Origin of the sequence: Pectobacterium sp. IFB5596 (assembly GCF_021432585.1) — a bacterium.
GTDB classification, from domain to species: Bacteria; Pseudomonadota; Gammaproteobacteria; order Enterobacterales; family Enterobacteriaceae; genus Pectobacterium; species Pectobacterium punjabense.
The window spans coordinates 64,446-89,581 of the sequence record NZ_LXFY01000033.1 but is presented as its reverse complement, the minus strand read 5'-3'; the positions used below and the strand labels follow the sequence as shown (position 1 = coordinate 89,581).

The window sequence follows — 25,136 nt, the reverse complement described above, 5'->3', positions numbered from 1 at the left end:
TAATGAGGGGAAATCTGCGTTTATAGGGGAACATTTATGCGTGTATTAGTGGTTGATGATGATTCTGTGCTGTGCCATTGGCTGGGGTCTAAATTACATTCCCACGGCCATTCTTGCCGAATGGTGCACGATGGCGCACACGCATTAAAAGCGATCAAGGATGAAGTTTATGATGTCGTTCTGTTGGACAGAATGCTACCCATCATGGATGGATTTACGGTATTACGTGAATTACAAGGGTCTCGTCATCCGCCTATTATGCTGCTTTCGGCTCTGGATCGTGATGTTGATCGCGTCATGGGATTAGAACTTGGTGCGGAAGATTATCTCGGTAAACCTTTTAACTTTAATGAGCTTAGATTACGTCTGGATATTATGGCGCGGCGTAGTAAACGTCATACTGATAATCCGTCAATGCTAACTTTTGAAGATCTGCAACTTGATCGTATGCAGCGTGTAGCATGGCGCGGTAGCAAACGTATCGACTTGACCGATAAAGAGATCAAGTTACTGATTATATTAATGGAAAATCCAGGCCAGGCAATTACGCGCACGATGCTGTTAGAGCGAGTATGGGGCTATAATTTTGATCCGCAGACTAACCTCATCGATGTTCATATGTCAAAGCTGCGGGCGAAAATTGATAAAGGGTTCCCTCGTCCATTAATTAAAACGCTGAGAGCAATGGGCTATGCATTAGGCGCGGTAGATAAGGGTAAAACCGATGTTGGCAGCCACGCTGAATAAAATAAAAATAAAGAGGCTGGGGCAGCGCTGGCAGATAAAAATAAAACATTGGCAATTACTTGGGGCAAGCCAATATCCTGGCTTCTTATGCACCTCTAATTTTCGCCAGGCAATAACCATTGTTTTTCTGTTCTTATTAATGATGCTGATGTGTATTGTCGGCTTCAGCTCATTAAGTGAAACATTGATTAGAACGCATGTTCGCGAAGTTATTTTGGGTAATATTTACGATTACTCAATGCAGTCGCGTTTAACGAATGCCGATAGCCTGATTACGCAATTGCGGCAGGATAATCGCGCAAAGGGTGACGAGTTACCGCTGTTTCTGGTGATGGATAAAGAGGGTGATATTCTGTATCACAATCATCCATTAAAGGTGCATCCATTAAAGCCGGACCCATTAATACCGCATCCCACAAACATGCATCCTCTGGAAATGCGGCAACATACCGATTGCCAAATGGATGTCAGCTGTCTCAAGGCCGAAATTTCCAGCCCGGACGATCCTAATCTGATTGGTCTGTCTGTCATGTTAGATGACGGAGGCGTGCTATTCACCGCGTACAATATTCGGCCCATGTTGGAGCGGGTGAGAACGATTCCGCTGGTAGCAGGGGCTGGTCTGTTTGTTGTTCTGCTTTTCTGCCTGTTTGTCAGCCGCCATTTCAGCTTACGTAGCTTACGCAGTGTGGAGAAAATTCGCACGGCTTTACATCGCTACAGCAGCGGTGAGCAGCAGGTACGTATGCCGTTGTCGCCTTACGACGATGATTTTGACAGCCTGAGCGCTGATATTAACCAGAATCTGGAACGTATTGAGCGACTGATGGAGCAGGTGCGTAATACATCGAGCCATGTTGCACACGAACTGCGTACGCCGTTGACGCATTTACAAAACCGCCTGTTTAACCTGACAGAGCGGACAGGGCTGGATAACGACATTCGTGATGAATTGAATTTGGCCGTGGATGAGGTGCACAAAATTCTCGGGCTGTTCCGCACCGTGATGCGTATCGGTGAAATTGAAAGCGGGCGCTGCGTGCACCAGTTTGAGAACATTGAAGCGCGCCAACTGCTGGAAGAAATTGCGGAATACTATCAACCGCTGGCGGAAGCTCGGGGCTGCCAACTGAAGATTGAAATTAAGTCAGGCATCCAACTCTTCGGCGATCGGGCGCTGCTGTTTCAGGCTCTGGCTAATCTGGTAGAGAACGCGCTGAAATATGCGGCTCAAGGGAAATACATCACGTTGAGTGTGACGCTTTATCGCGGTTGGATCGCGCTGAGCGTTGCTGACCGTGGGCCGGGCATTCCGCCCGCACTTCATGCTAAAGCGCTACAGCGCTTTCAACGGCTGGATACCTGGTTTCAGTCTGGTTATGGTCTGGGGCTATCTTTGGTTCAGGCGATTACCGATCTACATGGTGGAAAACTTTACCTGGATTCCTCCGAGCCGGGCTTGAACGTCTACCTCTGTCTTAACCGATGTTAATCCATTCGTTGGTTAATACCCCGCGCAATAAGCGATCACATATTGCTTACTACGATGTTCCTCTCATGATTTTTTATGAATATCCCTGCAAAAAATATGAATATTTATCAGTTTTATCGGTAAGGTTAAAATATGTTAACTATTGATTTGTATCGATAATTATTTGTATGGAAAGATTAACGAATATTAATGTTCTGCTGCTTGCGACGCTTGATAATAAGTCTCATTATTAATCTTATTATCATCATGGCTCCCCCCGATTTCCAAGTAAGCCATGATTTCTTTGGCGGCGGATAGAGAATCTTTCCATGAAAAACATGAAAACAAAATTACGTTCTTTCCTGCGTGACGAAAGCGGTGTAACGGCAATCGAATACGGCATCCTCGCGGCGGCAATGGCGGCGGCCATCGGTGCTATTTTCGGCGGCGACGGTATCTTCGTGAAAGCGCTGAATGAAAAATTCACCCAAATCGCCGATCAGATTACCGGCACGGGTACGACGGGCGGTGGTTCATCCGGCGCTGCGAAATAACTCACGCAAGATGACGGATTACACGCACTGGCTACAGATAGCGCTACTGGTAGGGTGCTTGCTGTGGTGTATCAGCACCGATCTGTTAGTACGAAAAATTACCAATCAGGCGGTATTGATTTTATTGCTGGGCTGGCTGTTCTTCAGCGCTTTACATGTCCTGCAATCCGGTGCGTTAGATATGTCGGCATTACGTAAAATGCTATGGGCGTTGCCCGGTGCGGCGGTCGTTCTGGTTGTGGGATTTTTACTTTTCCTCACGGGTAGATTGGGTGCCGGGGATGTGAAGTTGATGAGTGTGCTGTGCCTGTGGGTTGGGCAAGGGCACCAGATCGTTTTCGTCATGGTAACAGCGCTGGCTGGCGGTGTTTTGGCATTGAGTCTGCCTCTGCTTAATACCGTACCGACAGCGGTTGCGTTGGGCATCCAAACCACTAATCGGATATTCAAGAGTCGGTTGCCTATGCCACCCGCGTTGCCCGCCGATCTTTCTCAAGGCATACCTTACGGTGTCGCGATTGCATTTGGCGCGATATATGTCCTGATTTTTCCTTTGTTTTAATTCCGTCGCAGCTTTAAGACACACACGCTAGGGTAGGCCAGTTGAAATGAAAGTGAACTCTACATACGTACTGTCAGGCGCGCTCGTTCTGGCAGGTATTGTTGCGTTGATGGTACGCAGCCATCTCTCTTCTGCACCCCCACCGCCGCCTCCGGTTGTTGTTCAGGCACCGGAAAAAACGGCTATCTTGGTGGCGGCGAAAGATCTGCATCCCGGTGATTTTATTGATTCCGCATCACTGCGCTGGCAGGTCACTGAGGAACCTGTTTCCCGTACGTTTAACTTTGTTCGCGGTAAAGACAGCCAATCACTGCTATTCGGTGCGACGCTGCGTGAAACCGTGACAGAAGGTTCCGCACTGACAAGTAACGTGCTGGTGAAGCCGAATGAACCGGGCTTTGTTGCAGCGGTCCTGCACAAAGGGATGCGCGCCATTTCTGTTCCCACCAGCGCCGTTGCCAGCAGCGCTGGCCTCGTGACGCCAAACGATCGTGTAGATGTGATCCTCAGCATGAAAAGGGATGATCAGCCTGAGTTACCGCCAAGCCGTACGCAACCCGTGGTCATGCCGCTGCTGGCATCACAAACCATTGCGCGTGATTTACGCGTGTTGGCGCTGAACGATAAAGTTCACTCCCCTGTTTACCTACGTGCAGATGTTGCACAAGACGATGTGGCGCTTGATGCCGCAGCCAAAAGCCGTGAGCCTGCCGCAGGTCCTCGTGCGCGTTCCGCTACCTACCAAACCGTTACGCTGGAAGTGACACCGCAGCAGGCTGAGGTGTTGGCCGTGGCAAAAGAGCTGGGCATTCTGCATTTAGCGTTGCGCAGTGCCGAGCAAGATGATGCGGTTGATTCGCTGACCGGGCGTCCGCTGGTGACCACCGTGCCACAGGCGACGGATATCTACGGTGCATTATCCGCCGGAAGTCACAAGGTAAAAGTCTATCGCGGTGAACAAAAAGACGTGGTGGCGTTCCCTGCCCGATAGGACGAACACGTAATCTGACAGCCTGCGGAGAGCCGTGTGCTGATCGTAGAAAAATAAAGCCCATTACGGAAATTAAGTAAATGACGATGTTTTCGCTGTTTTTGAAATCGGACGCTCGGGGAACGTGCAAACGGTTGCTGATTGCCAGCCTGTTTAATGCAGTATTGCCTGTCATGCTGATGTTGCCTGTGACCACGCAGGCTGCCGGGGTGTCTGAAGTCGCTGAAACCAATGTGGTGCATCTGACCGTGCATCAGGGGCGGTTACTCCAGCTTGATGCGTTGCCGGACAGCGTGCTGGTGGCCGATCCGAATATTGCCAGCTTTGAACTGCCTTCACCGGGGAATCTGTTTGTTTACGCCAAAAGTGTCGGTACGACCACGCTTTATGCGATGGACGAAAATGGCAATGTCATCAACGCCATTCGTCTGGTGTCTGAACATGATTTGAAAGCACTGAGTGAACGCATGAAGCGTGAATTCCCCGGTGCGGATATCCAACTGGAAGCTTCGATCCCGAGTGGGGTCATTGTACGCGGCAGCGTCGATACCCCACAGGATGCTAAACGCGTCATCGACAGCATACAGGCTTATATCAGCGCGTCCTCAGGCGGGCAGGGCGGTGGTGGCGGTGGCGAAAAATTGCCGGGCTCCAGCGAATCCTCCGGCAAGGTGATCAACCAGCTGAAAATCAAAACGCCTTCGCAAATCAATATTCAGGTTCGCGTGGTGGAAGTGTCCCGCAAGTTAACCAGTGAACTGGGCTTCAACTGGGCGGCATCACTGAGCACCGGTAGCGGCAACATGACCGCAGGCAGCGGTTCGCGTCTGAATCTGTTCAACGCCACAACCGGAAGATTTGCTAACCCAACAGATTCTGGCTTCCTGAACTTCGGCCGCTCCAGACTGAGTGGATTGTTAACCGCCATGAATCAGCAGGGCATGGCGACCGTATTGGCCGAACCCAACCTGACGGCGATGTCAGGGGAAACCGCTGCGTTTGCTGCGGGTGGTGAAGTCCCCATCGTCCTGATCACCAACAACAGCGTCAGCATCGATTACAAATCCTACGGCGTCATTCTGCGTATGACGCCAACGCTGCTGTCTGCTAACCGTATCAGCCTGCACATTGCGCCGGAAGTCAGTGAACTCACGGACGTCGGTTCCGTACAGCTGGAAGGCGGCTCACGTATTCCAGCCTTAACGGTACGTCGTGCGGATACCACCGTAGAGCTGGCCAGCGGACAGAGCTTTGCGCTGGCGGGCATGTTGCGTAGCGCCGGTAGCCAGACAATCAACGGCGTGCCAGGGCTGAGTAGCGTCCCGATGTTTGGCCGCCTGTTTGAAAGCGAAGCCACCAGCCAAGAAGAAACGGAACTGGTGATTATCGCGACCGCTTATGTGGTTGAACCGGTTAATGCAGGCGATCTTCAGACGCCGGGACAAGGCGTAAAAATGCTGGATTCATCCATGCCACGTTCTGCATCTATCGGCTATCTCTACTGAGTTCGCGAGGGGAAATAACACATGAAAACGATTAATAGCAACCACCCTCCGTTTCGTCCTCTGCCCCTGCGTGCAGCGGTGCTGACCGCCGTTTTTCTGCTGGCAGGCTGCGGATGGAATAAACCGATTAACGATGTACGTATGCAGCGTTTTGACCAACCTGCTCTGCAACCCATCGCCGTCCAGCCGTCATCGGTGTCCATGCCGTTAGTGGCTGCGCCGAACGGGCGGGGCTTCCTCCCTGAGTCGTTAAAGCAGCTCAACGTCATGTTGAAGGATCAGGGGCGGTTATCGGCACAGACGATCACGCTGATTCCGCACAGTGCGAGCGGTGAGCAGATGGCTGGAAGATTAGCGACCGTGCTTAAAAACGCTGGTGCTAATCCACAGAACGTGAAACAGATGCGCCGTTCTACGGCGAGCGGTCAGAACGGCGATCTGGAAGTGATCTCCGAGGCACTGGTGGTCAAAGCCACCCGTTGTACGATTAATGATCCCAACCAGTTGATGGTGAAGCCCTATGAGGCGATTGGTTCTCTCGGCTGCGCCACGCAAAACAACCTGGCGATGATGGTCGCCGAGCCACGCGATCTGATTCAGGCGAAAGCGCTGGATGATGCGGATGGCGTAGCGGCGGTGAATAGCATTGAACGCTATCACAAAGGTGAAGTGAAAGAGCTCATCGACATTAACTTTGAAGAAGATTAAGGGCGTGACATTCCATGAGTGAAATTACCCCTAACGATGGTGAAGAACTGGCGCTGCCGCTGGTCGCGTTCGCCAATGACGTGCGCGATGTGGCCGATATTAGCGATCTCTTCACGCGTCTGAAACAGCCGGATGTTCCGGTGATGCCCGGTGGTATTACCGCTGCTCGTCAGTGGTGCGAACTGAATGTGCCACCACACATTTTACTGGTGGATCTGGAAGGGGCGCATTGGCCGCTTCCGGCTCTGGAAGAGTTGCTGAGCGTCTGCGGCCCCACCAGCCAAGTGATTGCGACGGGCAAAGAGCAGGATGTTGGCTTGTACCGCGCCCTGCTTCAGGCGGGCGTGGTGGATTATCTGGTGAAGCCGTTCACGCTGGATCTGCTAGCGGCAACGCTGGCGAAGTGCGAAGGCCAGCAGGCTGGGCCGGAATATGCCCGTACTGGCAGGACGATTGCTGTCGTCAGCGCCAGCGGCGGAAGCGGCGGAAGTACTGTCGCGATGGGACTGAGCCGTCTGCTGTCCGGTGAACGTCATTTACCCGTGGCACTAGTGGATTTTGACCGTCGTAACGGTGACCAACTGCTGTTGCAGGGGCAAACCGATGATGCGGGGCTGGCTGCGGTGTTGGGGACTCAGGAACTGGATACCCGACTGCTTCAGCGCGCGATGTTGCGTGTCGATACGCGTCTGCACCTGTTGGCACAGAAGCCAGAACTGGGTGAGCTGAGCCCGGTTGACGTAGATAACGTACTGAATCTTGGCGGTGCGCTGTGCCGCATGTTCAATCAGGTTATCTGGGATCTGCCCAGCAGCTACCCGGCAGGGGCGCTGGATGTGCTGACCTATGCGGATCTGCGCATTATCGTGACGGAATTGACGCTTCAGGATGCACGCAATGTACGGCGCGTACTGAATGAGATCGGTGATGAAAGCGAAGGGCAGCGTTTGCTGTTGGTGCATAACCAGAGCCGCTTTGCCACGACTGCACCGCTGAGTCGCGATCAGTTCGAACAGTTTATTGGCCGGAAGATTGATGTCGTGCTGCCTAATGCCGGTCATGCGCTGGCGCAGAGCCTCGCTCTCGGCGCATTAAATTTCGCCGCAGCGCCTGCTTTCCAGCAGGGATTACGCCAACTGGTCGATTTAGCCTGCGGTGTACGCGCCAGACAGGCGGAAAAACGCTGGTTCTCGCGTTGGTTAAAGCGAGCCTGATGATGTTCAGCGGTCGGCGTTTCTCAAAGGGTTAACCGACTATTTTAGGGTTACGGACTGTTTTTTGGGTTAAGGATTATGTTGATTCGCAAGAATAACCTGCAAAAAAGTGAAGCAGGAAAAAGCACGCCTCAGCCTGCGCCTGCTGCCAATGTGGCAGAACTGAAAACGCGTCCTGCTGCGGAGAACCGCACGCAACCTGCGGCAAATACGTCTTCAGGATCGGCTACGCCAGCAGCCCGCCAGACGGACAACCGGACGAGCCAGCGCCGTATTATCCGCGCACAGCTTTACGATCAGATCGACGCGGGTAAAGCGGCGATGATGGGGCGTGACAAGCTGCTGGTACAGATCGAAACGGTCATTCGCCGTATCTGTGATGAGCAGCGCTTGCAGCTTTCTCGACAGGAAGAGGAAGCCATCGCTACCGAAATGCTGGATGAGATGACGGGGATCGGGCCGATCCAGCCGTTGCTGGCGGATGATACGGTCAACGATATTCTGGTTAACGGTGCAGGTCAGGTATTTGTCGAACGTTTTGGCAAGCTGGAGCTGTCGCCGATTACCTTCATCGATGAAGAACATGTGTTTAATACCGCGCAGCGTATTGCAGCGGCGGTCGGGCGGCGTATCGATGAAGCCAGCCCAATGGTGGATGCGCGTCTGCCTGACGGTAGCCGCGTTAACGTCATTACCTATCCGCTGGCGATCGACGGCACCACGATCTCAATCCGTAAGTTCATGCGCCGCAACCTGTCGCTGGAAATGCTGGCGGAGCGCCGCTGTATGTCCTATGCGATGGCGGATGTGCTGAACAAAGCCATGCAGGCGCGCGTTAACGTGATCGTTTCTGGCGGTACGGGGGCGGGTAAAACCACTTTGCTGAACGCGCTGTCGCAGAAAATAGGCAGTACCGATCGCATCATCACCATTGAAGATGCCGCCGAACTGCAATTGCAACAAGAACATGTCGTGAGACTGGAAACCCGCCCTGTCAGCGCCGAAGGTACAGGCCGCATCGATCAGCGCGATCTGATGCGTAACGCACTGCGTATGCGCCCTGATCGTATCATTTTGGGTGAGGTGCGCGGTGGCGAAAGTTTCGACATGTTGCAGGCGATGAACACTGGCCATGACGGTTCGCTATGTACGGTGCACGCCAATACCTCGCGTGATGCGATACAGCGTCTGGAAAACATGGTGATGATGGCGAACATGCAACTGCCGCTGATGGCGATCCGTCGGCAGATCGCCAGCGCCGTTCACCTGATCGTGCAAATCGAACGTATGCGTGACGGCATGCGCCGTGTCGTGTCCATTACCGAAGTCTGTGGCATGGAGAATGAAGTGATCCAACTTCAGGATCTGTTCAGCTTCAATATTCAGGGGATGGATGGACAGGGTCTGTTGACGGGTGAATATGTGCAGCACATACAGCGCCCGCAGTTCTACAGCGATAAAGCGCATTTGTTTGATGCGCAGTGATGGGCTGAGGAGACGCTGATGAGTGATTTACGCCTGAATCTGATTACGCTGCTGGTGTTTTGCAGCGTGCTGATGCTGCTTTTGGCGGTCAACGCCTGGAGAAAATCACGTCAGCAACGCATGCAGCGTGAACAACGCTGGCAACAGGTTTTGAACGAGGTGAGTCCATCGGTAGCCGCCGTGGCGTCTGATTCAATTCTGCGTGACGAGATTAAAACGCCGCTGATGGGAATTCCTGTTATCGGGCGCTGGTTAGCGATCCTCTGGGCGCAGATGGCGTTTATTGGCTGGAAAAAGAACCTGCTTCAGCGTTCCCTCGCGCTGGCGGCAGCCAGCCTGATACTCGGTATGATCCTGGGGCAACGTACTCTGCTGCCGCTTACGATGGGGCTGATATTTACACTGTTGTTGTTTGTCAGTATCGGCATGCTGATGTTTCGATCGACGTTGCAAAAGCACCTGAAAGCGTTACGTGAGAGCCTGCCTGAAGCGATTGATGCGATTACGCGTAGCTGCCGTGCGGGTGTGCCTGTCGCGAATACTTTCTCGATTGTCGCTGAGCACCTGACCGGGCCGCTGGCGAATGAATTTAAGACGATCGACCACTGGCTGCGGCTCGGCATCCCACTGCGTCAGGTGATTCAGGCCTCGGCCACGCGAGTGCCGATGTCCGAGTACCGTTTCTTCGTGGTGATTCTGATCATCAATCAGGAAGCGGGTGGACGACTAGGTGAAACGCTTGAGCGTTTGTCCGCTACGCTGCGTGACCGGCGGGAACTGCAACTTAAAGTGCAATCGAAAACCTCTGAGGCACGTGCATCGGCCAAGATTGTCGCCGCATTGTTTCCCGGCTGTTTGGCCTATCTGTACATGAAATCGCCGGAGGATTTCAGCTTTTTGTTCTCCGATCCGGTGGGGACAACGGTGCTGATTTACGCCTTATGCAGCGTTTCGATCGGCATGCTGGTGACACACGTTATGGTTAAACGGATAGGGTAAAGGGTGAGCCACTCATGACTGTTTTTGACGATCCTTTACTGCTGCTGGCGCTCGTGCTGATGGTGGCTGGAATCTATCTGGCCCGTACGCATCATAAAACACAGCAATACAAGCAGCTGGAAATTCGCATGCGCGGGCATCTGCCCACGGCCTCTATAGAGGCGACCTCTCAGGAAAACATCCTGAGAGGTCAGGGAACAACCCTTTCCCCCCTGCTGGAAAAGCTGTTGCAGCCCCTTGCCACACAGGGGGAGCGTCTGTCGGGATCGGAACGCGATCGTCGCAATCTGCGCCGCCTGCTGGATCTGGCAGGCCTCCGCCGTAACGAAGCGGTGGGCTGGCTGGTCATGGGGAAATTTGCCGCCGGCGCGCTGCTCGCGATCGCTCTGGTGTGGGGATGGCTGCCACCTGCTGACCGTGCTGGCCTGACGGGAGTCGCTGCGGGGCTCATTGGCTTCTTTGTCGGCTCTATGGTGCCGGAGTGGTGGCTGAAGTGGCGTGCAGCAAGTCGAGGTGAAAAGCTGGCGCGTGCGGTGCCGGATGCACTGGATCTGATGGTGGTCTGTGCCGAAGCCGGTTTGCCTATCGGGCGTGTATTGCAGGTGGTGTCGAAGGAGTTGGGGCTATCGTCACCGGAAATGGCGGATGAACTGCACTACACCGCTGCCGAACTACAGATCCTGTCGGATCGCACGCTGGCGATGAAACATCTGGCAGAGCGTACCAAAGTCAGCGAGATCGAAAGCATGGTCGCAACACTGATTCAGGCGGAGCGCTACGGTACGCCGTTGTCTCAGGCGCTGCGTACGATTGCGGATGAAAGTCGCAAGACGTTGATTTTAGGGTTGGAAGAGAAGGCGGGCAAGTTGCCTGCGCAGTTGAGCGTGCCGTTGATGGCGCTGATCCTGCCACCGATTATCGCCATTATGGCGTCACCTGCACTGGTGCGGGTGGTCCGCCTGCTGGCGCAGTAGCATTTTATTTATAACGTATTGATTTTAAAAGTATTGATTTTAAAAGTATTGATTTTAAAACATCGATTCCCGATATGCGCCGGGAGTCGCAAGGGTGACAACCGATGGAGTTATCGAAGATGGTCGATCTGGTAGCAAAACTCAAGCGCGGTGCGCCCATGCTGGCACTGCTGATCGTCAGTACCGTGCTGGTGGGATGCGGCAGCTCAATGGCGATTAAGGGCAGTAAGGATGAAGGCCTGCGTCTGGCACGCCTACTGCGCGATCAGGGGCGTGTTGAAGCGGCGACGGAAGTGTATGCGCGCCTCGATAGCCGTGATGCGCTGAAAGGGGCTGAGATGCTGGAGTATGCCAGTGTGGCTGCTTTAGCGCGTTCGCCGCAGCAAACGCTGGAATTATATGGACGAGCACGTCAGGCGCTGGGCGGTGATACCAATAAAATGACGAAGGAAGAAGCGCTGGCGGTGTGTCTGGGAATGGGACGTGCACAGCTTGCGTTGGGACGTAATGCGATGGCGCAAACTGACTTTACCTGTGCGCTGAAAGCGCAGCCGAACGACGCAGGTGCACTCAATGGCATGGGTGTGGTGATGGATGCATCGGGCAAACATGCAGAGGCGCGTCAGCTGTTTGAAAAAGCGCTACAGGTGAATCCGGCAGATATCGCGGCGCTCAACAATCTGGCGCTCTCATGGCTGGCAAGTGGCAATGCGGACAAAGCGATTTCCCTGCTGCGTTCGGTCGATGGCAGTAACGCAACGGGCAAGTTGAATCTGGCGCTAGCCTACCTTGCTGGTGGCAGAAACGATGAGGCACGTGCGGCGTTGACAACCATTGCCCAGCCGCAGCGTATTGATGGACTGATCGATGAGTTGAATCAGCGTTTACAGCAGATGCAGCAGGATAAATCTCGTGGCGAAGCGCTGCTGTTATCCAGTCGTCAACGCCTGCAATTGAGTTCGCCTGAGTAATGGCGTGGTTTCACCGTCGTTCCTCCAGGCGTGATGCAGGCAGAGTGCAAGGAATCGTGCCGCGTCAGGATCGCAACTGGCGTAGCACATGCGGCGTAATCGCGACTGAAGTGGCGTTTCTGGTACCCGTCGTGCTGGTTGGCGTGATGATGCTGTTTGAACTGGCACGTATCGGGCTCGTGATCGCCATCGGCAGCGCCGCGCTGGATAAAGCGGTACAGACTTTTCGTCTTGATAACCTTGTATCGGACAGTGCGGAACAGATGGGAACCCGACTGAAGGCGCGCATGATTGAGGCCGGTTATGGCTACCTCAAGGAAGACGATTTAACCGTTAGCGTGTTGCACTTCGACAATCTGACTCAGCTTGGCGGGTTAACAAACGGAAATAGCAGTCAGGACGATCCCGACAGCGAGGCAACCACGACGTTGCCCGTGTGGTCCGTGACGGTGCAGATCAAAAAGGCGTTTATTACGCCGCTGCCGGAGGTGTTAACGCTGGGTGACACCTTCCGCTATCAGTACAAACATGTGTTCGGGACGGAACTGCGTAATGACTGATCGCTTATTGAAACCCCGTCATGTGTTGCATATCAGCCGCTTCCTGAGCAGGCTCCGCGGCTTCTGGCGTTCTTGCCATGCTTCTACTGCGGTAGAAACGGCGCTGGCGTTTCCGATCGTGCTGGCGATAGGTTCGCTGTGTGCGGATATCTACACCGTTGGGTTGGAGCGTACGCGAATGGAACAGCGTGCGGGTGCCATTGCATCAATATTAGCGATGCAGCAGGCGCTGGATGAGCAAGGGCTAAAAGGCTTGCTTGACACGGTGTTGCCAACGGAAGGAACGGGAAATTACCAGTTGTTAATCAGTAACGTGCGCCAGACTGGCGAACTGTATTGGCAATTAAGTCGAGGGACGGCGGCAGCACTTTGCGCCGAAAGCGAGACGCTGCCCGGTCAAGAATATACGCCCGAACTGCCGGAAAGAGACCGGGAAGAAGGCAGTAAGAACACCTCTATGATGGTAGTCGAAATCTGCCGCGAGGGGAAAGATGTCGGGTTGTTGGGGGGCTTGTCACTGGGCGGCATGTTGCATGCTTCATCCATCAACCGGGTGGCTATTGGCGTGGTGACGCTGGATGAGACACTCAGAAAAGAAGCCGGATTAGAAGAGGATGAGCGGAACCCGTAATCCCGAGCCGGAATAATAACGCTATCACTATGAGCAATGTCGTTTTTATTTTCCCGTTTTATGGGCGGGATGAGTACGCGCTGAATCCAGGTACACAGGATAGAAATTGATGAAAAAAACCTTACAGAACAGAAGAGTAAAAAAAGACGATAGCAGAACCACTCTGTTCTGGCGCGAACGCCTGTCTGCTTTTATTCAGCAGGAAAAGGGAGCGGGTACCGCATTCTATACGCTAGGGGCGATGGCACTGTTGGTGACGGCGGCTTTCATTGTGGATACCTCAACGTCAACGGGTGATGCGACGCAGATCAAGCGTGCGACGGATGCCGCCGCGCTGGCCGTTGGCCATCAGGCCACCATCAATGGCGAAGAATACAGCCAGGAAGACATCAATGCGCTGGCGTATGAATACGTCAAAAGCAATCTGGGAATGAATAAGGCCCTGAGTGAAAAACTGGTGGCGGGCGACGTGTCCGTCACTGAAGGGCGCAATAGCGCTACGCGTAAAACCTATACCGTGACCGTGGCTTTTGAAACCAAGCCCAGCCTGTTGAGTTTGGGGTCTAGGGCTCAGGAAGTGTACTCGACCTCGGAAGTCATCAATCGCCCGACGGAAGTCGCCCTTGTTATGCCAGTGACGGGGGATATGAGTGATGCTGATATTCGCGCGTTGAAAAGTGTCAGTCGCTCGTTTGTCGAGCGTCTGCTCAGCACTGGGGATACTAAGCGCGACAACCTGTGGCTGTCGCTGGTGCCGTACAGCCAATCGGTCAATGTGTACGATGCGGAAGATACGAACCGGATTCGCCGTTGGTCTACACCGAGTGCGCTGAACCCACCGGAGCTGCGTTCATTGTTTGCCAGTGGTGTGGTGAGTAGCCTGGCAGACCGCCGTTTCCCCGATCGGCGCGCTAACCTGCTGTGCATGTACCGTGGACTGGGTCGGGAAGAAAACTTCTTCTGGGATGAGCCGCCCGTTGGGCAATTTCGTGTGTATTACCGTCACGATTTGCCGCAAAACGGCAGCCCCGGCGCCCCACCGATTAGCTGGCGCGGTCCCAACCCCGATCTTTATCCGTGGGATAACGACTCCAATGCTGTAGATACCCGCTTTATCGTGGCAGACCGAGGATGCCCGAACGCGGCATTGATGCCGTTGACCAACGAAAAAAGCAAACTGGATCAACGTATCGATCAATTTTCTGCCCGTTTTAACGTGAACTACGCCATCGGCATGTCGTGGGCAGGGGCGGCGCTGTCGCCAAACATGCGCGGTTCAGACGGCTGGGGCGATTCCAAGCTGCCGCTGGATTTCAATCTGGACGGCAACGGTGACGGGCAAAAAGTGATTGTGATGATGGCCAACACCATCGGTAACTGGTTTGACACCGACAGCTATAACTTCAATCGCAATGAATTTCGTGGCGGTACTGGAACGGATCTTGCCCGCTCCTTTGCCGTACAGCGCTTTCACGATCTGTGCTCCAGCTTCCGCGCAAGCAACATCAAATTCTATTTTGTCGGCATTCGTCCCGGCGATCCGGAAGACTTTGGCCGCAACCTGTTCGACAGAGAAGCGACGCCGGGCCTGCTGGTCTGCACTGAGGGCGAAAAACGTATGAGCTTTATCGATGGTTCGGGCTTTGGTGCAGAAGGCGTTGAGGATCAATTGATTCGGCGTTTGGATCGTATCGCCGGCCAGATCGAAACCGAGGGCGGCTATGTTCGGCTGGTTGAATGACCGCTGAAGGTAGCCAGAAATAACGCGATTTGCCCCTTTATTACAGGACATGACACGATGACTTTTTCCCGCTCAAAATCTGGTTCAGCCTTAACGCGCCCTCCGCGTCAGGCGTGGGTATTGGAACCGCGCATGATGTTTGATGCTGCTGCTGTGGCTACCGTTGCCGATGTGGCTGCACACGTTGCTGTTGCAGCAACGGATACCGCGCCCGGTGTTGATGCCACGCCAGTTAAGGCGACGGTCACCGTTACCGACACCAGCAGCAGCTTCGAACCGATCGATCTGTTCAGCGGCGTTAGCGTGTCAGCGGATAAAGACGGGCAGGAACTGAAAGAGTTGGTGATTACCGTCAATCGTTCAGGTGCGAATCAGGCAATCGTCATCGACGGTACGGAAATTACGCTGGAGGCCGCTAATGGCGCAAGAACGACGGAAGGTGTTGGAAAATACGGCTATACCGTTGCGGTAAGCGGTGCGACGACAACCATCACGGTGAGCATTGATTCATCTGATGCATTTCAGCCCAACGATGTTGCTACGTTGATCGAGGGTATGACTTACCGACCACTCGATAAAACCGTGGCAGGTGGCGATGTAACGGTAACGCTGAAGAGTCTGAGTGATGAGAGCGATACTGCCGAACTGAATATCCACTCGACCATCACCATTGACAGCAAAATCAACGTCGCGCCAGTGGTGTCTGTATCGGATGCGCCTGAACTGGCAGAACTTATTATTGTACCCGGTATGGAATCGCCACAGGACGTGCGCTATTCCAGTAATGGCGAGCGTGCCTATGTCATCGGAAGCGATGGAACACTGGGTGTCTTCACGGTTGGTGAGCATGGCAAACTGACGTTGAGCCAAACGCTGAGTGATATCAGCGCGCTTAAAGGTGTGAAAGACATCGCGCTGAGCGCAGATAACCGTTCGCTATACGCTATCACGGGCAATAACAATATTGTCGCCCTTAGCCTTGGCGACAACGGACAGGTGATTCAAGTCGAGGGCAGCGATACCCAGACAATCCCTTCGCAAAACGGCAATATTACTGGGCTGGCCATCTCCAGTGATGGCACTCAGGTTTATGTTGCCACACAGTGGAACGGTTTGGTCGTCTTTACTCGCGATGCGACGACAGGGGGCCTGACATTCCTCCAGCGCGTAAGTGACAGCGGGATCGATCGCAGCGGTATTGTGGCGAGCAGCGGTAACTATGTTTTCACGATTGGGATGGGAGCAAAGCACACGCTGTCGGTTTTCCAGCGGAGTGAAGCCGGGACATTAGTTTCTGTCACAACGCTGGAGACGTCTGGGGAAGGTTATGGCGCGGTGGATTATCAACTGGCGATCTCGAAGGATCAGCAGTTTATCTATGTCGCCGATCCTGATAACGGCGAAATCAGCGTTTATCAATTGCGTGATGGCACCGAAGGAAAGACGCTGGCCCGTGTGGATACGAAAGCGTTGGAAAACATCAACGCGCTGTATCTTAATGCTGATGGTAGCCAGCTCTATGCCTTAAGCAGCGAAGGTACGTTGCAAATTTATAGCGTCAATACTTCTACGGGGACGCTAAATGAAAGCGGCCAGATGACGAATATTGGCGATACGCATGGCATGGTGCTGTCGCCAGATGGGCAATCACTTCTGGTGGCTGGCGAAGCAATCCAACGCTTTAGCGCATTACGCACTTACCTCTATGGCCGTGAATTACCGTTTGCCGATCATGTCACGCTGTCCGATAGCAATCTGGATGTGTTAAACGGCGGTACGGGTAACTATAACGGTGCCACGCTGACTATCGGTCGTGAAACCCCCTCGGCAGACGATCAATTCGGCCTAAGCGCAGGTAATGACCTGACGCTACAAGGCGGAAAAATTCTGCAAGCTGGCGTAGAAATTGGCACTTTTGCACAGAATCAAGGCACGCTCAGCGTGACGTTTACTGCTGATGTGACAAAAGAAACCGCTAATGCGGTCCTGAAACAGATTACGTATCGCAATATCGGCAGCCAGAGTACCACCGAGACGGTGGCGCTGACGGTGACGGCGAACGATGGTGAGCTCAACAGTACGGTGACGAGCATTGCGTTGCTGCTGACTGCCAACAGTGCGCCAGCGCTGGTTAGCCAGGGCGGAAGCAACCTGACGTTGGATACGCGCGGTGCATCCGTCACGCTGTTCAAAGACACGGCAGTTAACACCGGAGAAGCTGGGCAGGCGCTGACAAAATTGTCGATCGGTATTGGTGGCCTAAATAACCCGCATCAGGAATACCTGACGGTGGATGGTACGGCCATCGATCTCAGTGAGGACAGTGCGGGCACCACGGTGAGTGGTTACCAATATAGCTACACCTATAACGCCGTGAATGGTGAGTCTTCTCTGGTGCTAAGCAGTGCTCAGGGTATCAGCAGTATGGCGATGATGAAGCTGGTCGACGGCATGAGCTATTCTGCTGGTAAAGAAAGTACCAGCGCCAGCGGTTTACGTACCATTACGCTAACAGAATTGCAGGATAACGGCGGTATCGCCAATGGTGGAAATGATACTGCGACGCTGACTGTCTCCAGCAGTATCAATCTGGCCTTAAATGAGCAACCCGCGATCGAGGTAACCTATTCCCCTGATGCTGCGCTGTTTTACAACGACGGCAAGCTCAGCGATTACAATGAACGCGTCTCGGCAATGAGTGTTTCTCAGGATGGTAAAACCCTGCTGGTCACCGGCAGTGAAGGGAACAATAACGGTGGAAAGACTTACCTGCGCGTTTACGCGCGTGATGCGGAAAACGGTAAGCTGACGCTACTGCAAAGTTTCACGCAGGGCGAGCAGGATGATCCGTCTACTCCCGCGTTTGAAGTTAACGGTTTGAACACGATCACCACGCTGGCACAGTCGAAAGACGGTACCAGCGTGTATGTGGCAGGCTATGCGGCGGGGGGAAGCACCAGCGTCTACTCGCTGGTGCAGTTTAGCCGCGATGCCACAACGGGACAGTTGAGCTATGTCGGCATTGTTGCCACACAGGGTGTGGATGGCGTTAGCGGCCTGGATGCGGCCGTTTCCGAGATCGTCATATCCGACGACGGCACTTCACTGTATACCATTAATGGTGTGACGCCGATGGATGGCTCTACGGGTAAAAACGCCGTGGCTTTCTTTTCGCGTGACACCGCCTCTGGTGCGCTGACGTTTGTTGGTTCACTGATCGGCAGTGATACCCTCCCGCTGAAAAGCCCGAGTGGTATTGTGCTGTCCAGCGATGGTAAATCAGCCTATATCTCTAATCAGGGGAACAACAGCATTACCGTACTTTCGCGTGATGCGGAGACGGGTAACCTGAGTTATGTCGCGACGATTAATAAAAGCACGATCGCGGCTGACGTAAATAGTGCGGAAATTCCGAAGGACGATCGTTACCTGACAGCGTTGCAAGACATCGCTATTTCACCCGATAACCGTTTTGTTTATGTGTCATCAAACTCACAGGGTACCGTTTCGATTTTCAGTCGTGATAGCGATACAGGCGCGCTGACCTACGCTGGCATAATGGACTTGTACAACAGTGAAAGCCACGTTCCTACTGAGTTACGCGCGACATCACTGCGTGAAATCGTTATCTCTCAGGACGGCTCAGCGCTGTATGTTGCGGCGTTCGGCGGTAGTTCACTGCTGGTGTTCGCCCGCGACGCTAATTCTGGGGCACTAACGTTCCGTAACGGTGTTGACCTCTCAGTTAACACCGTCAACCATCTTGCTGTCAGTGCCGATGGTAAGAATATCTATGCGGGTGTCAGCACGTTCTTTGCCGGGTTAAACGTGTTCACCGCAACGGCAAATGCCCCTTATAGCCAGACGACGGATATCGCGTTTGCCAGAGGTGTCATGCTGTCAGACCAAGAGCTGGATGCTGCTGATGACTATAAGGGTGCATCAATCACGATTAGCCGCAACGGTGCCGCGTCGGCAAATGACCACTTCGCTTTCCAGGATGGCGGCGGTCTGACGCTGTCCGGCAGTGATATTCAGTATCAAGGCGAGACAATGGGTACGCTTAATGTGAATGAAGGCGCGGTGTCGATCGTGTTCACCGAAAGCGTCACAAAAGCGGTTGCCAATCAGGTTCTGCATCAGATCACTTACCGCAATGATGGTGATGCGGCAGGCGCATCGATTCCACTGAAGATCACCTTGAGCGATGGGTCTAAAGATACCAGCCTGCTGTTGGCGCTGGTAGAGAACAAAGCGCCAGTTGTGGATAACACGGGGTACGTACCGCCGTCAGCCGTCGCTGGGCAATCGTACACCGCAGTGCTGCCAGAAAATCTATTTCGCGATCCTGAAAATGACACGCTGACGTGGAAAGTCACTGGTCTTCCTGATGGATTCGCTTTCGACCCTGCAACACGTACCATTTCTGGTACGTCTGCGCTTAATGGAGCGGGTACGTTTGACGTTACCGTCACGGTAAGCGATGCGTCAGGCGAGGGCGTAGACCACGAATTGACGCTGACCATTGCCCCTAATCCTGCACAGGTGCCGACGATTGGCGGTGAATCCAGCACCCTTCAGGATGATTACAATCTTGAGGGCAATGACTCGAATAATTATGTGGATGTACTGAGCGGGGTAAAAGACACCGCGTTGTCTGCTGACGGAAAAACGCTCTACGTTGTCAGTTCGCCGGATAGTGGTTCAGCGGTACTGAGCGTGTTTGTCCGTAACGAAGAAGGCAAATTTACCCTGTCGAAGACCTTCTATAACTATCGCTCCGTGTATAACGATGAAACGAAAGAGCTTGATAAGATTGTGGACAATGCCGCGTTGGCGGGGGCATCAGACGTTACCCTGTCTGCCGATGGGCAGTACCTGTATGTGGTAGGCAGTGAAGGCAATGCGGTGACCCTTTTCCGCGTTGGCAGCGATGGGGAACTGACGCAAGCCGGTGTCCTCGATCAGGCCGATCTGGGAGGGCGTTCGCTGGATGTGCGTTCTCACATTGTTTCTCAAGGCGATTATCTCTATCTCACCGCTGCCCAGTCTGGCAGTGATAATGACAGCCGCAGCGTGCTGGTGTTTAAGCGCGGGACGGACGGTACCCTGACGTCGGTTTCTCAGACTGATAATTTGATCGGGGCGAGCCGTCTCGTGCTTGATCTTGAAGGGCGTTACCTGTTCGTGTCGGGTTCAGGTGATACCGTTGGCGTCACTGGTTTCAGTATTGATGCCGAGGGCAAGCTCACTCAGGTTTCCCAGATTCGAGCTGAAGGCGACAACCTGTATTACATCAATTCACTTGCCCTGTCACCTGATGGCAAAACGCTGTATGCGATTAATGCTGATGGCGTTCAGTACACGCTTAATACGATAACGGTGGGGGCTGATGGGGCGCTCTCGCTTACGGAGACAACGCCAATTACCGATGACGGAGGCGATAGCGGTGAAGCACTGGCAACCGGTTTGGTGGTTTCTGCCGATGGCACGGCGCTGTTCGTAATTGGCAAGAATATTTCTGTTTTCGCTCGTGCCGAAGATGGCAGCCTCACGCTGAAGAATACAATTAGCGGCGGCTGGGATAGCTCGATCAATATTTCCTTCTCGGATCTACAAAATGTAGAACTGAGTGCAGACGGTAAGCAACTGTATCTGATTGGCGGCGATAAGGTTCATGTGCTGAATGTCGGTACCGCCGGTGCGAGTTACACCGAAGGTGATGGTGCAACGGTGTTACTGCCGTCAGGCCGTCTGTCCGATCCGCAGCTCGATGCGTTAAATGAAGGAAAGGGTGATTATAGCGGTGCGAGCATCACGGTAGGTCGGCAAACGGGTGGGCTACTGGAAGACGTCTTCGGCTTTAAGGCTGATAACGACTTAACGCTGGACGGTAATAATATCGTCAAAGATGGCACCACGATCGCCACTTTTACGCAGGTTGACGGTGCGTTGACAGTGACCTTTACCGCAGCGGTGACAAAAGCGGATGCGCAGAACGTGCTGCGCCAGATCACCTATCTCAACAGTAGCAAAGATCCTGAACATGCGGGCGCATCACCTGTCTTCACCTTCAGCATTAATGACGGCGACAATAACGTTGCGACATTGGACGTGACGGTTAATCTGATTGGCGTAAACGATCCGGCTGTACTGACGACGACGGTGTTGAATCCATCGGTTCCGGGCAACGGCGAGTTTGTGAAGCTGTTTAAAGATACCCAGATTGATACGGTCGAAAGCGGGCAAACCATCTGGCAAGTGATACTAACCTTTGATGCATCAGGTCCGAATGAAGCCATAAGCGTAGGCGGTGAAACGATCGTTCTTGAAGACACTAACGGTGTCAGGAGAACTACGTCGGGTATGGAGTATCTGGTTGACGTTGTGGATGGCAAAGCTACCGTTACCCTCTATGTTGAGCAAGACGGTATTGGCCCCGAAGCGATGATTGACAGCATCGGCTACAACTATCTGGGTAGCAACGGCAGCGGAGAACGGCACGTTACGTTGAGCATTAAAGAGAATGATTATAGCGGAAGCTCCCCCGTCACCACGCTGGAACAAAGCATTACGCTGACGCTGGTGCCCGCGACAGAAGACAATACCGCGCCGGTTATCACCGTTCCGGTTGCGGCGCCGACATATACCGAACGCGCCGACCCTATTGCGTTGGCACCTGACGCAACGGTGTCCGATACGCAGATGGACAAACTCAACGGCGGCAAAGGTAACTATGACGGTGCGACGCTCAAAATTACATTGGGCGACAGTAAAACGCCGTTGGATAAACTTGGCTTTAAGGCGGGCAACGGCTTGACGTTATCCGGCGATACGCTCCAGAAGGATGGCGTGACTATTGGTCAGGTGGAGAATAAAGACGGCGTGCTGACCATCCGTTTCAATAGCCATGAGGGCACAATCCCCACCACGGAAGATGTGAAGAACACGCTGCGTCAGATTACTTATGCCAGTGACAGCCATACACCTGCCGCACAGGTGGCAGTGTCGGTAACATTATCCGATCGCTATCTGGTGTCTCAGGATACGGCTTTAACCATAGACATCACACAGATTAATGATGTTCCAGCCGTCAATACCGATCCTGTTCTGTCATTTGGTGATTTAGATCGACTCCAGACTCTGGAATTGTCGGCATTTGGGCTGGCAGGTTCAACGAACAGCGCGGTGTCTGCTGACGGTAGCCGTGTATATATTGCCGACCAGCAAGGTCACATTGCGTTATTTACTCGTAATGCTGATGGCACCTTGACACACATGCGTACGAGCGCGATTGCTAGCGGCGTCATTCAACTCCAAATGACGTCTGATGGTGCGAATTTATACGCTCTGCAACGAAATAATAACGAAGGCATTATTGTTACTTTCACTCTCGATAGTGAAGGTAATCTGACAGAACAAAGCTCTCTGAAACAGCTCTGGGATACGGCGCAGATTACGCTGTCGGATGATGGGAAAAACCTTTATCTGATGAATCGGGAGACGGTGATCGTTTATGGTCGAGATACGACGACCGGTACGCTTACCCGTCTTCAAGCGCTCGATAATGATATGTCAACACCGCCTTATCTCTGGGCTCCGACGAAAGTCATCACGCAGGGAGATAAAGTTTATGTGGTTACCAACCCCAGCAACGGCTCATCCCTGATTGTTTACCAACGTAATAGTGAAACGGGCCAGTTGACCCCGCTGACGTATCTCCATTCAGGGGAAACGGATAGCGCCGGTAAGGTCGTGAATCTGGACTATGTGCAACATTTATCTGTCAGTGCCGATGGTCAAACGATCTTTATCGCGAATAGCCGTACCAGTTCCTTTAACGGATGGACAGGGGAAATGACGGTAAATAACCATCCGTTGAAGATAGATGCTTTCCGCCTCAACGCTGCCGGGACGCTAACGCATTTGGGTACCATCAATGGCACCGCGACGGTGGAAGACATTTCACTGTCAGCGGATGATAAAACGCTGTATGTCGCCTTATCCGATGGTTCTCTGGCTTATTATTCGGCGGACACGTTGGAGCGTATTGATGCCCAGAATAATCTGGCGAATGCCCAGAGAATTGCGGTATCACCACGAGGTGAGCTCATTATTCTTGCCGATGCGCTGGTGGTTATGCGCCAGACTCCGCTAAGTGCTTTCTATACCAATGGAGGATCTGCGGTAGCGGTAGTGCCAACATTGACACTCAGCGATGCGGAGTTAGATGCCGCAAATGGCGGGGCAGGGGATTACCGTGGCGCATCGGTTGTGTTTCAACGTAGTGAATCGGCTTCATCAAACGATCGTTTCGAGATGATTGCCGGCAACGGTTTTACCGTCTTGGGTAACGTTATCAGTAAAGATGGGCAGCCGGTGGCAACGTTGAGCCAGACTGATGGTCGTGCTTCTGTGACGTTTACTGCCAGCCTTTCCCGTGATGAAGCAACCGCTCTTGTGCGCCAAATGGGGTGGCGTAGTACGGTAGTGGTTAATGAAAGTTCTGTAGCACTCCGCGTGGTGCTGAATGACGGAGAGCAGGATTCCACGCCTTATGAGGCGACGATAACGATTTCCGATAGTGTTGTGAACCAGGCACCTGTGGGGAATAGTGATGCCTTTACCCCGCCTGTCGCACAGGTTGGCACTCGCTGGAGTTATACCTTACCGGATTCGCTGTTTACCGATCCTGAAAATGACGCGCTGACGTTTACCGTTGACGATACGCGATTGCCTAACGGTGTGAGCTTCGATAGCGCAACTCGTACTCTCAGCGGCACGCCGTTAACGGCGGGAACATTCAACCTGACGATTACCGCGACGGACAGCGCGGGCAACGCGGCGGCGCTGAATGTGGCGCTGACGGTTAATGCTGCCGCAACGCCGATCGATCCGGGAACACCGGTTGACCCTGGCACGCCGACGGAGCCTGCAAATCCCGATAACACCGCGACTGCGGCTCCGGTGATTCTGGTGCAGCAGAGCACAAGCCTACCTGTTGATGCGAGCGAAAGAGAACGCGAACAGCCGCTGAATGCCATTGTCGCCGATCTGTCTCGTTCAGAAACACAGTCGTCACCGACTAACACCGTTATCGAACCTGTGCGCCAGCGCGATGCCGATACGGTGCGCCAATCGGATGCGCCTTGGGTGCTCGATCCTGTGATGTCACAGCTGATGCCGACGCTGGAGCAGGTCAACTTCTCTTCTCGTGCTAGCACCGCTGTGCGTGACAGTTCGCCAGCCTCTCTGGCGGATTCCAACCTGTTCCTGAGCGTGCGTGGTCAAACAACTTCACTGGAATCGGCGTTCAGCAGCGTGCAGGGCGCGTTACAGCCTGATGCCTCCGGTGCGCTCGCCTTTAGCTTGCCGCAGCGCATGTTCAGCGTGCGTGAAGGTAATGCCACGCTGACGCTGCAACTGGCGAACGGGCGCCCGCTACCGGCGTGGGTGCAGTTTGATGCCCGCAGCGGTGTCGTACGGATTACCGATGCCAGTGCTGTGCAGGTGAACCAGATCCAACTGGTGCTGAAAGCCCAAGCCGCAGATGGTACTAGCCGGACGGTACCGATCACGCTGCAAACCGGGCAGGGCGATGGCGCAGCGATGGCGACCGACCGTGGCGCGATGCAACTGCCTTCACATGCTACTCAAAACGACGATGTGGAGCCGTTAGCACCAACGGGGAAAACCGCCTTTACCGAACAGCTGCGTCAGCATCAGCCGGAACAGGATGCATTGCTGGCAGCGCTCAGTGAATTGAGCAGCCTGCGTGCATAACACACGCAGACTGAATATTGAGACGAGATTTTATTTACTTATACCCTAAATAATTCGAGTTGCGTGAAGGCGGCAACTGCACGAATCCCCAGGAGCTTACACAGGTAAGTGACTGGGGTGAGTAAGGGCAGCCAACGCACAAGCAGCTTGAAGTATGACGGGTATAACCACTAACCCAGGCGCTTGCAGGCGGTAACCAAACCACCGCCTGCAAGATGAAGGGAACAGACAAATAGAAGA

16 protein-coding genes are annotated in these 25,136 nt (G+C 53.5%); all 16 read left to right on the top strand.

Annotated elements, in window-relative coordinates; translation table 11 throughout:
* Positions 1 to 36 precede the first annotated feature (36 nt).
* The 16 genes from A6301_RS21230 to A6301_RS21155 all read left to right on the top strand — a co-directional run bounded on the left by A6301_RS21230 (position 37) and on the right by A6301_RS21155 (position 24,896).
* On the top strand, positions 37 to 747 hold the full coding sequence (locus A6301_RS21230) for a response regulator transcription factor (RefSeq protein WP_107167834.1): 711 nt from the start codon (positions 37 to 39) through the stop codon (positions 745 to 747).
* Positions 725 to 2,239: a HAMP domain-containing sensor histidine kinase gene (locus A6301_RS21225; protein ID WP_234258680.1), complete on the top strand. Its 1,515-nt coding sequence runs from the start codon at positions 725 to 727 to the stop codon at positions 2,237 to 2,239. Before A6301_RS21230 ends, A6301_RS21225 begins: the two co-directional genes overlap by 23 nt.
* A gap of 308 nt (positions 2,240 to 2,547) precedes the next feature.
* Positions 2,548 to 2,772 (top strand): Flp family type IVb pilin, encoded by a 225-nt coding sequence (locus tag A6301_RS21220; protein ID WP_005971678.1) that lies wholly within the window; start codon positions 2,548 to 2,550, stop codon positions 2,770 to 2,772.
* A 10-nt stretch (positions 2,773 to 2,782) separates the two neighbouring features.
* A complete protein-coding gene (locus A6301_RS21215; protein ID WP_107167832.1) occupies positions 2,783 to 3,334 on the top strand; it encodes a prepilin peptidase in 552 nt (183 codons plus the stop codon).
* A 46-nt stretch (positions 3,335 to 3,380) separates the two neighbouring features.
* On the top strand, positions 3,381 to 4,325 hold the full coding sequence (cpaB, locus tag A6301_RS21210; RefSeq protein WP_107167831.1) for a Flp pilus assembly protein CpaB: 945 nt from the start codon (positions 3,381 to 3,383) through the stop codon (positions 4,323 to 4,325).
* An 80-nt stretch (positions 4,326 to 4,405) separates the two neighbouring features.
* On the top strand, positions 4,406 to 5,830 hold the full coding sequence (locus A6301_RS21205) for a type II and III secretion system protein family protein (protein WP_234258679.1): 1,425 nt from the start codon (positions 4,406 to 4,408) through the stop codon (positions 5,828 to 5,830).
* Positions 5,831 to 5,851: 21 nt separating this feature from the next.
* Entirely contained in the window at positions 5,852 to 6,538 is a 687-nt protein-coding gene (locus A6301_RS21200; protein WP_107167829.1) for a CpaD family pilus assembly protein, read from the top strand.
* A gap of 14 nt (positions 6,539 to 6,552) precedes the next feature.
* Positions 6,553 to 7,752 (top strand): hypothetical protein, encoded by a 1,200-nt coding sequence (locus tag A6301_RS21195; protein ID WP_234258678.1) that lies wholly within the window; start codon positions 6,553 to 6,555, stop codon positions 7,750 to 7,752.
* Between the two features lie 78 nt (positions 7,753 to 7,830).
* Entirely contained in the window at positions 7,831 to 9,237 is a 1,407-nt protein-coding gene (locus tag A6301_RS21190) for a CpaF family protein (protein ID WP_107167827.1), read from the top strand.
* Between the two features lie 18 nt (positions 9,238 to 9,255).
* Positions 9,256 to 10,236, top strand: coding sequence for a type II secretion system F family protein (locus tag A6301_RS21185; RefSeq protein ID WP_107167826.1), 981 nt, complete (start codon positions 9,256 to 9,258; stop codon positions 10,234 to 10,236).
* A 14-nt stretch (positions 10,237 to 10,250) separates the two neighbouring features.
* Positions 10,251 to 11,210 (top strand): type II secretion system F family protein, encoded by a 960-nt coding sequence (locus tag A6301_RS21180; RefSeq protein WP_205541090.1) that lies wholly within the window; start codon positions 10,251 to 10,253, stop codon positions 11,208 to 11,210.
* 119 nt (positions 11,211 to 11,329) lie between these two features.
* Positions 11,330 to 12,181 (top strand): tetratricopeptide repeat protein, encoded by an 852-nt coding sequence (locus tag A6301_RS21175; RefSeq protein WP_205543260.1) that lies wholly within the window; start codon positions 11,330 to 11,332, stop codon positions 12,179 to 12,181.
* Positions 12,181 to 12,741, top strand: a complete 561-nt coding sequence (locus A6301_RS21170; RefSeq protein WP_205541092.1) for a hypothetical protein — start codon at positions 12,181 to 12,183, stop codon at positions 12,739 to 12,741. The genes A6301_RS21175 and A6301_RS21170 overlap by 1 nt, the downstream gene beginning before the upstream one ends.
* Positions 12,734 to 13,372 carry a TadE/TadG family type IV pilus assembly protein gene (locus tag A6301_RS21165; protein ID WP_234258677.1) on the top strand — a complete coding sequence of 213 codons (639 nt, stop codon included), beginning with the start codon at positions 12,734 to 12,736 and terminating at the stop codon, positions 13,370 to 13,372. Before A6301_RS21170 ends, A6301_RS21165 begins: the two co-directional genes overlap by 8 nt.
* A gap of 109 nt (positions 13,373 to 13,481) precedes the next feature.
* Entirely contained in the window at positions 13,482 to 15,113 is a 1,632-nt protein-coding gene (locus tag A6301_RS21160; protein ID WP_234258676.1) for a Tad domain-containing protein, read from the top strand.
* Positions 15,114 to 15,170: 57 nt separating this feature from the next.
* Positions 15,171 to 24,896, top strand: a complete 9,726-nt coding sequence (locus tag A6301_RS21155) for a beta-propeller fold lactonase family protein (protein ID WP_234258675.1) — start codon at positions 15,171 to 15,173, stop codon at positions 24,894 to 24,896.
* Positions 24,897 to 25,136 lie beyond the last annotated feature (240 nt).

Excerpts from the sequence above, each read along its gene's own strand:
- A6301_RS21225 (WP_234258680.1), top strand. The coding sequence starts at position 725 with ATGTTGGCAGCCACGCTGAATAAAATAAAAATAAAGAGGCTGGGGCAG.
- A6301_RS21185 (WP_107167826.1), top strand. The coding sequence starts at position 9,256 with ATGAGTGATTTACGCCTGAATCTGATTACGCTGCTGGTGTTTTGCAGC.
- A6301_RS21200 (WP_107167829.1), top strand. The coding sequence starts at position 5,852 with ATGAAAACGATTAATAGCAACCACCCTCCGTTTCGTCCTCTGCCCCTG.
- A6301_RS21190 (WP_107167827.1), top strand. The coding sequence starts at position 7,831 with ATGTTGATTCGCAAGAATAACCTGCAAAAAAGTGAAGCAGGAAAAAGC.
- A6301_RS21195 (WP_234258678.1), top strand. The coding sequence starts at position 6,553 with ATGAGTGAAATTACCCCTAACGATGGTGAAGAACTGGCGCTGCCGCTG.
- A6301_RS21160 (WP_234258676.1), top strand. The coding sequence starts at position 13,482 with ATGAAAAAAACCTTACAGAACAGAAGAGTAAAAAAAGACGATAGCAGA.
- A6301_RS21175 (WP_205543260.1), top strand. The coding sequence starts at position 11,330 with ATGGTCGATCTGGTAGCAAAACTCAAGCGCGGTGCGCCCATGCTGGCA.
- A6301_RS21205 (WP_234258679.1), top strand. The coding sequence starts at position 4,406 with ATGACGATGTTTTCGCTGTTTTTGAAATCGGACGCTCGGGGAACGTGC.
- A6301_RS21180 (WP_205541090.1), top strand. The coding sequence starts at position 10,251 with ATGACTGTTTTTGACGATCCTTTACTGCTGCTGGCGCTCGTGCTGATG.
- A6301_RS21165 (WP_234258677.1), top strand. The coding sequence starts at position 12,734 with ATGACTGATCGCTTATTGAAACCCCGTCATGTGTTGCATATCAGCCGC.
- cpaB (WP_107167831.1), top strand. The coding sequence starts at position 3,381 with ATGAAAGTGAACTCTACATACGTACTGTCAGGCGCGCTCGTTCTGGCA.
- A6301_RS21220 (WP_005971678.1), top strand. The coding sequence starts at position 2,548 with ATGAAAAACATGAAAACAAAATTACGTTCTTTCCTGCGTGACGAAAGC.
- A6301_RS21215 (WP_107167832.1), top strand. The coding sequence starts at position 2,783 with ATGACGGATTACACGCACTGGCTACAGATAGCGCTACTGGTAGGGTGC.
- A6301_RS21230 (WP_107167834.1), top strand. The coding sequence starts at position 37 with ATGCGTGTATTAGTGGTTGATGATGATTCTGTGCTGTGCCATTGGCTG.
- A6301_RS21155 (WP_234258675.1), top strand. The coding sequence starts at position 15,171 with ATGACTTTTTCCCGCTCAAAATCTGGTTCAGCCTTAACGCGCCCTCCG.
- A6301_RS21170 (WP_205541092.1), top strand. The coding sequence starts at position 12,181 with ATGGCGTGGTTTCACCGTCGTTCCTCCAGGCGTGATGCAGGCAGAGTG.